Genomic DNA, 14,216 nt, shown 5'->3' with positions numbered 1-14,216 from the left:
CTACTGCTTATCTATTTCAGCACATTCAGGCGCTCAATCCCCGGATCCTCCGGTCCGGTCATTGAACATCCTTTTTCCAGCGCATACGCAATGTAGTCAATGATCTCTTCCGTGATCTGCTCGCCCGGCGTCAGAATCGGAATGCCAGGCGGGTAGCACATGACAAACTCACTGCACACACGCCCGGCTGTCTCGCGGATCGGAAGGGATTCTTTTTCCCCATAAAATGCCTCCTGCGGCGACATCGCCACGATCGGTTCAATGTAATCAAAATCCATCAGCGTCGATTTATCCCGGCTGAACCGGCGCTTGATCTCCGCCAGCGCGCTGACCAGGCGCTCTACCTCCCGCTGCCGATCACCGATGGAGAGATATGCCAGAATATTTCCCAAATCACCAAATTCCGCCTGGATATCGTACTCGTCCCGGAGAAGATCATAAACCTCGATCCCCGCCAGCCCGATATCGCGCGTGTGAATTGAAAGTTTGGTCACATCGAAATCATAAATGCTGTCGCCGTTTACCAGCTCCTTCGAATAGGCATAATAACCGCCAATCCGGTTGATTTCTGTTCTCGCATACTCCGCCAGCTCCACCACCTGCTTAAATGCCTCACGCCCGCGAAGCGCCAGGTTCCGTCTGGAGATATCGAGGCTGGAAAGGAGCAGGTAGGAACCGCTCGTCGTCTGCGTCAGATTGATAATCTGGCGGACATACCCGGCGGACATACCCGGACCCGTCAGAAGAATCGAGCTCTGCGTCAGGCTTCCGCCTGATTTGTGCATCGAAACCGCCGCCATATCCGCCCCAGCTGCCATCGCGGAAACCGGCATATTTTCCCCGAAATAAAAATGGGTTCCATGCGCCTCATCAGCTAAACACAACATCCCATGCTCATGTGCCAGCTTTACAATCGAGCGCAGATCCGAACAAATGCCGTAATACGTCGGATTGTTCACAAACACCGCCTTAGCATCTGGATTTTCCTTGATCGCCCGGCGCACATCTTCCACACGCATTCCAAGAGGAATCCCCAGTCTCTTATCGCCAGCCGGATTCACATAGACCGGAACCGCGCCTCCAAGCACCATCGCGCCCATGACGCTGCGGTGGACATTTCGCGGCAATATAATCTTCTCGCCCCGCTTGACTGCCGTCAGCACCATGCTCTGGACCGCCGATGTCGTACCGCCGACCATCAGGAATGCGTGTGCCGCCCCGAATGCCTCAGCCGCCAGCTGCTCTGCATCCGCGATGACAGACACTGGGTGGCAGAGGTTATCGAGCGGCTTCATGGAATTGACGTCCAGCCGCATGCAGGTCTCTCCTAAAAGTTTCGTCAGCTCCGGGTTGCCGCGCCCCCTCTTGTGCCCCGGAACATCAAACGGCACCACGCGCATCTTCTGAAATGCTTCCAGCGCCTCATAGATCGGCGCGCGCTCCTGGGTCAGCGCGTCATCTCTTCGACTGCCTTCCCCTGTTTCCTTCTGTCCTGAAGCTTCCCTTCTGCGCCGTGTACTCCTTCCGACACCCGGCTCCAGATTTCTTCTCTCTTCTTCCATCTGCCGTTCCTCCTGAAACTCACTCATTCGTTTCTTCTATCGTATTTTCCAGTCAAACCATTCTCTTTCCTCTCAAAAAGCATTTCTTTTAAAACACATTTCTTCCGCTGAAAATTTCAATCATCTCCCGCCGCAGGCTGTCCATAATACTGAGCCTGGTGGTCGGCGGAAGTTCATAGACATCTGTCTTAAACAGATAATTCTGCAGGTCGATCTCTTTCAGCATCATCTTGGTATGGAACAGATTTGCCTCGTACACATTGATATCGACCACATCGTAGCGCCGCAGCGTTTCCTTGGAGATATAATCCTGAATCGAGCGGATCTCACGATCCATAAACAGCTTTTTTCCATCCACATCCCGCGTGAACCCACGCACCCGGTAGTCCATCGTGATGATGTCCGAATCAAACGAACCGATCAGGTAATCGAGTGTCGAAAGCGGCGTGATCTCCCCGCAGGTCGCCACATCGATATCCACCCGGAAGGTCGCCAGACAGGTTTCCGGATGGTATTCCGGATAGGTATGGACGGTCACATGGCTCTTGTCCAGATGCGCCACCTGCGTCTCCCCCTGCACCGGCACCATCGAGCCTTCTGCAATCAGAAGCGTGACCGAAGCCCCCTGCGGATCGTAGTCCTGCTGGGAAATACTCAATACCCGCGCCCCGATCATATCCGTCAGCGATGTTAGGATCCGGGTCAGGCGTTCCGAATTGTACTGCTGATCGATGTAGGCAATATAATCCTTCTGCTCCCTCGGTGTCTTGGCATAACAGACATCATAGATATTAAAGCTAAGCGCCTTTGTCAGGTTATTAAAGCCGTATAATTTTAATTTTTCGCTGTGATCCATATCTTCCTTCTCCTGAAATATAAATGGTGTTGATCAAAAAAGCGGATGATGTGTCTCCACATCGTCCGCAAAAACGTTCTTTTCCTGCTTCGCTCTATTTTTACAAATCTGCCGTATATCTGCGAAATCTTCCCTTGTCCCTATTTACCGCATATACTGCACATTGCTTCAAACCTTTTTATCCACAGAAATCTTACATTCAGAGTCTATATAGCAAATATCTACTTTTACCACTCTTATTGACCGTTTTACAAGTTGATGTGCATGAGCACTGGTTGTAAAGTAACCAACTTATAAAATTGAGCTTTTAACTCAATCAATAGGGCAGTTCGCACTGCCAATCGGCATTTGACCCGGCTGTCCGTATGGCCATTCCCTGTTTCACAGGTGGTCAGATATATTTGCATGGATGACTCTTAAAATGTTAAGATTTTCCATATCAGAGGTATCATACAGCAATTTTGGTAAAATGTCAAGAATGATTTTTATTTGGGTTGACATTTGAAAATTTTCACTTTTCTAACGGTACTTCCGTCCGCTTCCCGCAGAACGCAAACATCGCCACGCCCGCCGCAAAGATAAACAACGAGATAAACTGTGAAGTCGAGAGGGATCCGACCGCTCCCCGGTTCAAATCACCGCGGAAAAATTCCAGCACGAAGCGTCCCAGACTGTAGCAGATCAGATACAGTGATACCACCTGCCCCTGTTTTTTGCACTTTTTCGCCGCATAGAGAAGCAGCAGGCAGTGCAGAAAATCCAGACCGCTTGAGATGAGCTGGGTCGGAACCAGGGGAATGTTGTTCGGGGCAAAGTCCGAATCGTGGAACACGATCGCAAAATGGCTGTGGGTCGGCATACCGTAGCAGCAGCCAGCCAGGAAACAGCCGATCCGTCCAAAGCCCTGCGCGAGCGCAACCGACGGCATGACCAGATCCGCATACTGGAAAAAGGAAATATGCTTGATCCGGCTCAACACATAGCCGCCCAGCACGCCGCCGATGATGCCGCCGTACACAACAAATCCATCGCTGATATCTAACAATTTCTTCGGGTTTGCCAGAATTTCGTCAAAGATTGTGACATAGTACAGAAGTTTTGCACCTAAAATTCCACATACAACACCGCAGATCGCGATCGAGAGGATCATATCGACATCCATCCCCCGCTTGTTTGCCCGGTACTCTGCCAGGTAATACGCAGCGATAATGCCGATGCCGATCATCAGACCGTAGCCGTGGATCGTGATGCTGCCGATTGTGAATAAGTCATTTTTCATGAAATACTTGTCCTCCGTTCTCTTCTTTCCTACAATTTCCTACAACGCATGAACGTCCATATAATACTGATAATTCGGGAACTTATTCTGGAAGTGTTCTGCCATATAGTACGCCGCTTCTTTCGGGTTACGGTTCTTGATTGCCTCGAAAATCTTCAGATGGCTCTCATAGAAATACATGCCGTCCGTCTGGCGGATCTGATCCGACACCAGATCCATGATGCTCGAATAAATCAGGCGGATCAGCTGGTTTCCAGAGAGGTTCACCACCCGGAAATGGAACAGGTTATTGTAATACTGGCGCGTCTTCAGATCGGCTCCGCCCGCAATCGCCTCTTTCATCGAATCCATCAGCGCCTGAAACTCCCCGATCTCCTCTTCCGTGATCTTGGCGGCCGCAAGCGACGCCATCTGCACCTCCATGATATAGCGGAATTCCAGAATATCATCCATCTTGCCGTTTTTTAAGTAAAACTGCATTGCCAGCGGATTGATCACCTCGACCGTGTCCGCCGTAATATAATTGCCGTCTCCCTGACGGCTGCGGATAATCCCCAGCACTTCCAGCGCACTGATCGCCTGCTTGAGCGCCGGTCGCCCAACTCCGAGCATCTCGGCTAACTGGCGCTCCGGCGGAAGCCGGTCACCTTTTTTTAATTCGCCGTGCATGATCATTTCCTGGATCTGTGCGACTACCTTCTTATATACTGAAACATTTTCTTCGATTGGCTGAAACATTCTCAGTCTCCCTCCTGCTGATTTACGTTCCCTAACGCCTATCGATTATATCATTATTTATGTGAAAAAACAAATGTTAATAGATAGCAGACAACCTCCAGCACCGGCACAATCCAAAAAATACAAGCGCCTCCCTGTGCTACTCCCAACAGTCCCATCGGCGTTACAACATTGGAATGCCACGGGACCAGAAGACTCATGTATAAAGCGCCCAGAAAGAGCGAATGAATCATTTTCTCCCGTTTCCAGCCTTTTTCATCATACACCGGCATCAGGCAGGAGACGGATATCACCAGGGAACACATCGCCGATGCTGAAAAAACATTTACTACAAAAACAAATAAAATTGCTGCTATATTTCCTTTTTTCTCTGTATCCGCCCACTTAAACAACGGCTGCATCATGCATCGGATCGCCCCGCTTTTTTCAAGCATTCCAAACAAACTAAACGCTAAAAGGAACAAAAGAACCGTCCCAGCCATGCTGCTGATACCTCCGCTGTGAAAATAGGATCCTTGGTCCGGTCCATTCCATAAAACATTCAAAATTGTCTGCCATCGATATTTCTGGTAAAAAAATGCCACTGCCATCCCAGACACGCAGCCTGCCATCAACGCATGGATGGCGTTTTTTCTCATTAACATAAATATAAGAACCACTGCAGCCGGTATATACACGGGCATTCCCAGGCACATTTCCCCGAATATTTGAATCATTTTACTGCTTTCCTGTATCGATATTCCTGCCAGTTCTGCATTCTTCCATCCCGCATAAAAACAGCCTGCCAGACAAACGCATATGGTTGGAATGATACTATTTCGTTCTGCTTTCAAGGTTTTCGCCAGTTCTATTTCAACACTGGATGAAAGTAAATTCACAAAATCCGACATCGGAGAAATCCCATAGCCGCAAAATGCTCCGGCTATTATAACAGCTGCTGCTATTTTCTCTTCATATCCCATACTTGTTCCAATATTTAAAAATAGGATTCCCATGGTTCCACAGGAACTAAACACACTGCCAGTCAGAAAACTAAACAGAAAGCATCCTACATACGCGGTGACCGGATACCATTCCGGACGAATCCACAAAATTCCTGTATACGTCAGTCCTGGAATCGTACCTGACAGATTCCATATTCCTGTCATCGCTCCTGCACATAAAAGAAAAAAGATAGGTGAAACTGCCCTTGTGCAAGAATGAACCATTGCTTCCTGAAGCTCATTCCAGGAATAAGAATTTGCTTCTAAAAACAGAATCACGTAGATCCATGCAAGAAAAAAGAATGCCTGCACCGGTACTTGGATCCCGCATACTGGAACTGCCAGAATCAGGAAAATTCCTCCCACCAAAGCTCCCGATCGTTTTTTATCTAATTTTTCTGCCCCCATCATTCCTCCTGTTTCTTTTTTCCACTGCAACGTTCAAATAACCCTTTTAATTAGAAAAACAGATGTAAAACAGGTTTTCTCTCCCCATCCTACATCTGTTTGACTTACTTAATGAACGTCTTATTTATCCTTGTTTAATTTCTTGATTCCAAACCCGGTAAAGCCCCAGAGAACCGCAAAACAAAAACCTGCGTAACAAAAGATTGCCCACGGGGCATATGCGAACGTAGAGACTCCCAGCGTTCCCGACATATACGCGCCTCCCGCTGACCACGGAACCAGAGGAATGGAACAGGTTCCTGCATCTTCCAGTGTTCTGGAAAGATTTTGCGGTGCCAGATTTCTTTCCTTAAAGGACTCACTGAACAATTCTCCGCCCATCAAAATCGGAATATATGCATTTCCAACAATCAGCGCAATAATCAAGACTGAAATAACCGTTACCAGAATCAAAGTTCCGTCACTGTGTACGAATGTTTTCAATTTTTCCAAGATTGCATTCATAAAACCAGCCGCACTCATAGCACCTGCAAATAGAAATGCGCAGAGCACTTTCAGCACCGTTGCCATCATGCTTGTCATTCCGCCCCGCTCTACCAGCGTTTTAATGCTTCCTGTCACTGTTTCCGGATCAATTCCCAGCATGGATAAAGAAAATCCGCTATATGCTGCCGAAATTACCTTTGCAATCGTCGCTCCCTGAAATACAATCGCTAAAACTCCCGCCAGAACCGATGCTGTAAACATAACCGGAATCGTTGGTTTTCCCATCGCTGAACCAACCAGCACAACCACCAGAGGAAGCAATAAAAACACATTAAAATGATAAATAGAAGCAAGCCCCTCCGTCATCTCATTTGCCGCAGATGCATCGACCGATGAAACCACCATTCCAGTACGTCCAGCTATAAAATATACCACTAAGCAGACAAGCGCCGCCGGGACCGTCGTATAAAACATATGCCGGATGTGTTTAAACAATGTGGTTCCGGCTGCTACCGGAGCCAGATTTGTCGTATCTGAAAGCGGTGACATTTTATCTCCAAAATAAGCACCTGAAATAATTGCGCCCGCTGCTGCCGGAAGATTAACGCCCAATCCCTGCGCTACTCCGATAAGTGCCAGCCCGACGGTTCCGACCGATCCAAAACTGGTTCCCGTACACACAGAAACAATTACTGTAATCACAAAAGCCGATATCAGAAACAGCTGTGGATTTAAGAGCTTCAGGCCATAATAAATCAACATAGGAATTGTTCCTGATAACATTCAGGTTCCGATAATCATTCCAACAAATACAAAGATAAAAATCGCCATAAATGACTTTCCTATCTTTTCCGAAACCGCATCTGCAATCTCATTCCAGGTTGTTCCATAAAACAATCCTAAAAGCACCGTAAAGAAGGAACAAACAAGTAAGAGTACTTCCACACTTAGTCTGAACTTTCCAAAACCAATTCCCAACACGAACGCCATCACCAATATTGGAAGCATCGCAGCCCCAAAACCCGGTTTTCTTTTCTCTTTCATATTCATTCCGTCCTTTCGCTCGAATCATATGTTTCTCTTCTACCATCCCTCTTTATAAACCCCTATATGAATCTCACGCTTACGGTTTTACCCGTTCCCTCACAGAGTGCACTTTCTTTTATGATGTTCAATCATCAATCGACACTCCCAGCGTTTCTGTCATCTTCTTATATTCCTGTGAAAACTTTTCTGTTATCGGACCAGGAATCTGTGTACCAATCTTCTTTCCATCGATCATTTTAACCGGAACCACTTCTCCGACTGTACCACAGATAAATACCTCATCCGCATTGTAATACTCTGAAACAGATACGTTTCTTACCTGTACTTCCATTCCCATCTCTTTTGCTATCTGAATCATTGTTTTTCTCGTAATTCCCGGAAGCTGTGAATCTAAAGTCGGAAGTATTAATGCTCCATCTTTAATCATCTGTAAGTTCGTAGAGTTTGTCTCCGCCACATAACCATTCTGGTCAAGCATAATTGCTTCATCCGCTCCCTGACGGATTGCCTCACACGCCGCCATAATCTGGTTCAGCTGGTTGCAGCAATGAATCTTCGGATCCATGTAAGACGGGGAATAGCGTTTCAGCCAGGTTGTTACCAGCGTAATTCCCTCTTTATTGAAAATAGGGGGTTTCTGATCCACACAGATAACGATCGACGCATTCGTCACATTTAAAGTCGGATGCATACCTGTCTGTGCTTTAAATCCGCGCGTCACCTGTAAACGCATATGTAAATCAGTAAATCCTGCATCCAGATTTCGACGAATCAGCTCTTTTACAATTTCCTTCATCTCATCTTTGGTCTTTCCTATATCGATTCCCAGCGTGTAGCAGGACTCATACAGACGTTTGATATGCTCATCCAGACGGTATACTTTTCGTCCATATGCACGGATTCCTTCATATACGCCATCTCCATGCTGAAAACCACTGTCATATACGGAGATAACGGCTTCTGATTTTTTAACAAAATCTCCATTTACATAAAGGATTGTATCTGCAATTTTCTGTCCGTGTAACATAATAGAACCATCTTCTGTCAACTGTGATAACTTATACATATCCGTTCCTCCTTCAATTATCTTTTTATTTCTTTGATTATCTTTTGGTATAATGGTAAATTGGTAAGTCCATTTACATTATGATCATATCACATTTCATCTGTATGTCAATACTAAAATTTATAACTGTTATAAACACACATTTATATGTTTAGTGTCATTTGATTCATTGTTAGATTTTTACAGAATATAGTACAGTATTTAGTTTTACTTTTTCGCAATTTAACGCAAAAAAACAGACAGAAAGAATAAAATTTCCTTTTCATTCTTTCTGCCCGTCTATTTTTATTATATTTTATTAAAAGTCAACTAAGCAGGGCGCATTTTTATGCCTCTTCCCGCTCTTCCTCCGGCAGCAGGTTCGTCATGCTCTTTAAGCTGATCGCCAGTGTCGAGCTGTTGTGCAGCAGCGCCGACATCGACGGTGTGATGATACCAGCCACGCCTAAGAGAATCAGACCTAGGTTGAAGCTGATAACGAAACGGTAGTTTCCATGGACACGTTTCATCAGATCCATGCTCAGATGACGCAGAAGCACGACTTCATCCAGGGAATCTTTCTTGATCGTGATATCCGCGATCTCTCTGGCAATCTCCGCGCCCTCGCTGACTGCGATGCCCGCGTCTGCCGCTGACAGGGCCGGTGAATCGTTGATGCCGTCACCGATCATGATAACTTTGTGGCCTTTCGCCTTCTCCTCCTCAACAAAGCGCGCCTTATCCTCCGGAAGTACCTCGGAGAAATAATCATCCACGCCGACCCTCTTCGCGATCGCCGCTGCGGTCCGCTCGCTGTCGCCGGTCATCATGACAATGCGCTTAAATCCAGCCTCTTTTAACTGGCGGATGACAGACGGTGCTTCCTCACGCAGCGGATCCTCGATGCAGATAACGGCTGCAAGCTGTCCGCCGATTGCCATGTAAAGATGGGAACAATTTTCCGGAAGGTTCTCAAACTTCTCTTTTCCATCCTCCGGCAGTGTGCACTTCTCATCCTCAAATACGAAATGGTGGCTTCCAATCACGACGCGTTCTTCGCCCACATAGGTAGCGATACCGTGCGCTACGATGTAATCCACTCTCGAGTGCATCTCCTCATGTACCAGATGACGTTTTTTCGCTTCCTGTACGACCGCGTTTGCCATCGAATGCGGGAAATGTTCTTCCAGGCAGGCTGCGATACGAAGCAGTTCTTCCTTCTCCATGCCATTGAAAGATACTACATCGGATACAACCGGTTTTGCCTTGGTCAGGGTTCCGGTCTTGTCAAATACGATCGTCTCCGCCTCGGCAACAGCCTCCAGAAACTTGCCGCCCTTGACCGTAATGTGATGCTGGCTTGCCTCACGCATCGCAGACAGGACTGCAAGCGGCATTGCCAGCTTCAGTGCGCAGGAGAAATCAACCATCAGAATCGACAGTGCTTTCGTCGCATTGCGGGTCAACAGATAGGTAAGCGCGGTACCGCCCAGACTCCACGGAACGAGTGCATCTGCCAGGTTCGACGCCTTGCCTTCAACGGATGATTTGAGCTTCTCCGAATCCTCGATCATCTGTACGATACGCTCATAACGGGTGGATCCGGCGGATTTTTCTACCTTGAAGGTAATCTCTCCCTCTTCCAGCGCGGTTCCTGCGTAAACATAGCTGCCCGGCTCTTTTCTGACCGGCTGGGATTCGCCGGTCATCGAAGCCTGGTTGATCATCGCCTCGCCGCTCACTACGACACCATCCAGCGGAATCACTGTACCCATATGGACGGTCAGCTCATCACCTGCGGTAACATCCGAAAGCGGTACAAGGACTTCGGTCCCGTCCACTTTCTTCCAGACCTTTTCCACGTTCAAGGACATGCTCCGCGCCAGATCACCAACGGATTTCTTATGTGTCCACTCCTCCAGAAGCTCACCGACGCCGAGCAGGAACATAACGGAGCCAGCCGTATTGAAATCGCGGCGCAGAAGGGAAACACTGATCGCCGTCGCATCCAGCACCTCCACATGCAGCTTGCGCTTAAATACGAGGCAGTGGATACCTTTCACGATATAACGGATCGCCTGCACGGATGTGTATACCGCACGGACCGGCGCCGGTAGAAATGTCTTCGTCGCAAAACGGGTCAGTACCTTCTGAATCAACTTTTCTTTGTACTCCTGATTCAGGGCGCGTCCGCTGCTTTTAACTGCCATCTCCTGTTTTTCGGTAATCTGACCATCAAACGCCGCTACCTGTACGAGTACCGCCTCCCGATCCTCCTTATAATAGATAACCGCATCTGCTGTCCGCTCATACACCTTAGCCGCCGTCACGCCGTCCAGACCAAGCAGATACTGTTCCAGAACATCCGCTTCGCGCACGGTATGGAATTTCCGGGCAAGGCTGATACGGATTCTTCCTTTGATTTCATGCTTTATAATGAATTTCATGATTCATCTTCCTCCGGCTATAGAAGAGCTGCCGCGAAACAGCATCGTATGCTATCCTGCGGCAGCCCCCTTTTATTTTTAATGTATTCTCGGAATCTCTTCTGATTCACTCCAGACATCCGCAATTACTGCTCTGCCTTCTCAGCCTCCGGTGCAGCCTCGGTTGCCTCAGCAGTCTCGTTGAAATCCTCATCCTCACCAAAGCTCTCATAGCCGCGAGCCTCGTTGATCTGCTTTGCCTCAGCCAGGATGTCTTCAGCGTTCTCCTGAATATTGGTAGCGGTGGTCATCACACAATCACGTGCACGAAGTCCGGCAGCTACGCAGTTTACGTAAAATTTCTTTGCATCCTCGCTGCCAAGAATCTTAACACCTGCTGTTCCGAACAAAACGCCGCCTGCAAATAAACCTAATTTTTTTAATTTGAAAATGTCCATCATGATTACTCCTCCTCTGATATTATCTAAATTATATTCACATATGATTTTTGAAAACTATTTATTCCATTTCAAATGCGAATATTGCTGCGTTTAATGACTCATTTCTGAGGTACAAGTAGATGGTAACAGCTTACCCCCATGATAGTCAAACCTAACTTTTCTTATTGAGATTTTTTATCAGCTAGCATCCGAAGTTATACTTGACAGCTCATCCTCATTCCGCAGAGAATACTGGCGGCAACGGTTTAAAACGCCGATTTCTTCCAGCACTGCAATCATCCGGTACACCGTTGCCTTGCCGATCCCCGGGTCGCGCTTGGATGCCTCGTAGTAGATCTCCTTACAACTGCTCCATCTTCCCTCCAGGATCACATCCAACATGATCTTTCTTTGATCGGTCATCCGTTTCCCCCGTCTCTTCAGTTCGCTGATAATCTGCTCTCTCTGCTGCATCGTATCATCTCTCTTTCCATATCTTCTAAATTATTTTTCCGCACATCTGCCGTTTCCGTCCACAACCCGGCTTTTTATTAGCGCAGACTAACTGTTCGTTTAAAATATATAGCATACTCTGCTTGCCACTCTTTTTGCAAGTACTAAATTCCGCTTTTGCCTCTGGCTCAGCCTCATTAAGTCCTTAGATACGACTCGCACTAAGTGCTCATATTATATTGTGTTTCATCAAAAACAAAACATAATTAGCATGAACAAACTCAGGTTAGAATGCCGCAACTCAAGTTAGATGTCTCTAACCTTAATTTAAAGACTACCTCTTTTTTTCTCATCTGTCAATGAATTTTCGAAAATATATTTGATTTTCTTCTCTGATAATGGTAAGGTACTCACAGAATAATCAATTCAGACAGGAAAGGAAGGATTTTTCGATGAGCTTCAAAGAAATAAAGCCAGAAGAATTAAATTTTAACCCGTTTACCCGCATCGGTTCCGACTGGATGCTTTTAACCGCCGGCACCGAGGATAAATTCAACACCATGACTGCCAGCTGGGGCGGCGCAGGCGTATTCTGGGGCAAACCGGCTGTTACCTGCTATATCCGTCCCCAGCGCTACACCAAAGAATTTATAGACAAAGAAGAACTCTTCTCCGTCAGCTTTTTAAAAGACGGACACCGCGATGACCTCAAACTCTGCGGCTCCGTATCCGGCCGTGACCACGACAAAATCAAGGAAGCCGGCCTGACCCCGGTCTTCATCGACGGCGTACCGGCATTTGAAGAAGCTGACACCATCCTCATCTGCCGCAAAATGTACCGCACATCCATGAATCCGGCAGATTTTATCGATAAGGACGCTGACAGCAAGTTCTATCCGGAGAAGGACTATCATGATATGTATATTGCGGAGATTGTGAAAGCGGTTGTGGCTGAATAAGCAGAGCCGCTCCATTTAAAATTTAAATCCCACAGGAAATGCCGCTGTCTGGTCTCTAGCTGTGATTGTATGTTTTCCTGACAGGCAATCACAGCCGGAAACGCTGATTTGCAGCATTTTCTGTGGGAATCCTTTGAATGATCCTTTTGGGTCTATTTGTTTATATTGTGTCTTTATTTATTCCTTTATTTTGCCAATTCCAGCATCCGCGCCAGCGGACCAACCGCCCTCTGCCGCATCGCCTCATCCATCTCCACTTCCTCCTCTGGATTTTCCAGCGCCCGCAGTACGCTGTCCAGATGAATCTTCTTCATATTCGGGCAAAACTGACGGTGACCTACGGAGAAAAACTTCTTCTCCGGGTTCTTCTGCAGCAGTTCATAGAACACGCCCATCTCGGTGCAGATCAGGAAGACTTTCTCATCCGAATTCGTCGCATAATCAATAATCTGGGAGGTACTTCCGACAAAATCTGCCAGCTCCAGCACATCGCCGGTACACTCCGGATGCGCCAGCACAACTGCCTCCGGATGCAGCTCTTTTGCTTTCTTTACATCTTCCGCATGAATACTCTTATGTACATGGCAGAAACCGTCATTGAAAATAAAATGTTTCTCCGGCACTTTTTTTGCGATAAAACGTCCCAGATTCTCATCCGGAATAAAGAAAATATCCTTGTTCGGCAGTTTTTTCACGATTTTGAGTGCATTCGATGAGGTAACACAGACATCCGATTCTGCCTTGATCTCCGCCATCGAGTTCACATAACAGACAACGGCTACATCCGGATACTCTTTGCGTACTTCGCGGATCTTCTCCACCTCAACCATGTGAGCCATCGGACAGTCCGCGCTCCGGTCTGCCATGATAACCGTCTTCTCCGGGCTTAAAATCTTCGCACTCTCGCCCATAAATGACACGCCACAGAAAATGATCGTCTTCTGCGGCACCGTCGTCGCCAGCTCCGCCAGATAATACGAATCGCCCACATAATCGGCAATCTCCTGCACTTCTCCATCTACGTAATAATGTGCCAGAATCACGGCATCCTTCTCTTTTTTTAATGTCTCGATCCGCTGCTTTATCTCCTGATCCATCTCTTTTCCCTCTCCTTTTTTCACCGCTCTGTTCACGCTTCCGAATCCCCATCGATTGACAGAAACCATACCATTTTTCCGACAGCTGCGGTTCATTTTCTTCTTTACTATGTATCCGACATCTTTGCCACGCCATATTTCTCTGTCCATATAGCTTCCACACGGTAAACTTCTGTGATTATACCTCTAAGAGAAAAGCTGTGTCAATGAAATTTTGACACTTTTTATTACATCTGTCTTGTCATATAGCAATTCATCTACATACAGACTGAAAGTCTGCTTTTCCGGCGCTTCAACCAGAGCAGCCAATATGCATTTATGCAATTTTTTTGTTTCACAAATGTATTTTACTGTGCAACAAAAAGTCAAACCAAAAATCGGACGGTTTTTCGCTGTGTTTTTCACTGTTCAAACCGTCCGATCTACATGACATATTT

The 14,216-nt window shown here is 47.0% G+C and carries 13 protein-coding genes; 1 reads left to right on the top strand and 12 read right to left on the bottom strand.

Features of this window, described 5'->3' with window-relative positions; genetic code table 11:
• Window positions 1–11 precede the first annotated feature (11 nt).
• From PG862_RS05975 to PG862_RS05925, 11 genes are all read right to left on the bottom strand, one after another.
• Entirely contained in the window at window positions 12–1,589 is a 1,578-nt protein-coding gene (locus tag PG862_RS05975) for an aminotransferase class I/II-fold pyridoxal phosphate-dependent enzyme (protein ID WP_270234256.1), read from the bottom strand.
• 61 nt (window positions 1,590–1,650) lie between these two features.
• Window positions 1,651–2,418, bottom strand: a complete 768-nt coding sequence (speD, locus tag PG862_RS05970) for an adenosylmethionine decarboxylase (protein ID WP_118482030.1) — start codon at window positions 2,416–2,418, stop codon at window positions 1,651–1,653.
• Window positions 2,419–2,929: 511 nt separating this feature from the next.
• On the bottom strand, window positions 2,930–3,697 hold the full coding sequence (locus tag PG862_RS05965; RefSeq protein ID WP_118637040.1) for a prolipoprotein diacylglyceryl transferase: 768 nt from the start codon (window positions 3,695–3,697) through the stop codon (window positions 2,930–2,932).
• Between the two features lie 39 nt (window positions 3,698–3,736).
• The gene (locus PG862_RS05960) at window positions 3,737–4,435 is read right to left on the bottom strand and encodes a FadR/GntR family transcriptional regulator (protein WP_118468051.1); all 699 of its coding nucleotides are present in this window, start codon (window positions 4,433–4,435) and stop codon (window positions 3,737–3,739) included.
• Window positions 4,436–4,488: 53 nt separating this feature from the next.
• Window positions 4,489–5,826, bottom strand: coding sequence for a Na+/H+ antiporter NhaC family protein (locus PG862_RS05955; protein WP_270706834.1), 1,338 nt, complete (start codon window positions 5,824–5,826; stop codon window positions 4,489–4,491).
• Between the two features lie 120 nt (window positions 5,827–5,946).
• The gene (nhaC, locus tag PG862_RS05950) at window positions 5,947–7,095 is read right to left on the bottom strand and encodes a Na+/H+ antiporter NhaC (RefSeq protein ID WP_270706833.1); all 1,149 of its coding nucleotides are present in this window, start codon (window positions 7,093–7,095) and stop codon (window positions 5,947–5,949) included.
• Window positions 7,096–7,356 carry a hypothetical protein gene (locus PG862_RS05945; RefSeq protein ID WP_270706832.1) on the bottom strand — a complete coding sequence of 87 codons (261 nt, stop codon included), beginning with the start codon at window positions 7,354–7,356 and terminating at the stop codon, window positions 7,096–7,098.
• A 127-nt stretch (window positions 7,357–7,483) separates the two neighbouring features.
• Window positions 7,484–8,425, bottom strand: coding sequence for an aminotransferase class IV (locus PG862_RS05940; protein ID WP_118651114.1), 942 nt, complete (start codon window positions 8,423–8,425; stop codon window positions 7,484–7,486).
• A 326-nt stretch (window positions 8,426–8,751) separates the two neighbouring features.
• A complete protein-coding gene (locus PG862_RS05935) occupies window positions 8,752–10,851 on the bottom strand; it encodes a heavy metal translocating P-type ATPase (protein ID WP_107000127.1) in 2,100 nt (699 codons plus the stop codon).
• Between the two features lie 125 nt (window positions 10,852–10,976).
• A complete protein-coding gene (locus tag PG862_RS05930; RefSeq protein WP_353784507.1) occupies window positions 10,977–11,288 on the bottom strand; it encodes a DUF6110 family protein in 312 nt (103 codons plus the stop codon).
• A gap of 180 nt (window positions 11,289–11,468) precedes the next feature.
• A complete protein-coding gene (locus PG862_RS05925) occupies window positions 11,469–11,744 on the bottom strand; it encodes a Fur family transcriptional regulator (protein ID WP_107000128.1) in 276 nt (91 codons plus the stop codon).
• 431 nt (window positions 11,745–12,175) lie between these two features.
• On the opposite strand from PG862_RS05925, the gene PG862_RS05920 reads away from it, so the two are divergent.
• Entirely contained in the window at window positions 12,176–12,682 is a 507-nt protein-coding gene (locus PG862_RS05920) for a flavin reductase family protein (protein WP_270706831.1), read from the top strand.
• A gap of 185 nt (window positions 12,683–12,867) precedes the next feature.
• Here the strand turns inward: PG862_RS05920 and nadA are convergent, their stop codons facing one another.
• Complete coding sequence (gene nadA / locus PG862_RS05915; RefSeq protein WP_117796479.1) at window positions 12,868–13,779, bottom strand: quinolinate synthase NadA; 912 nt, start codon at window positions 13,777–13,779, stop codon at window positions 12,868–12,870.
• Window positions 13,780–14,216 lie beyond the last annotated feature (437 nt).

It is taken from the genome of Clostridium fessum (assembly GCF_027698965.1).
Taxonomy (GTDB): domain Bacteria; phylum Bacillota; class Clostridia; order Lachnospirales; family Lachnospiraceae; genus Otoolea; species Otoolea fessa.
This window is presented reverse-complemented; position numbering and strand designations above follow the sequence as displayed.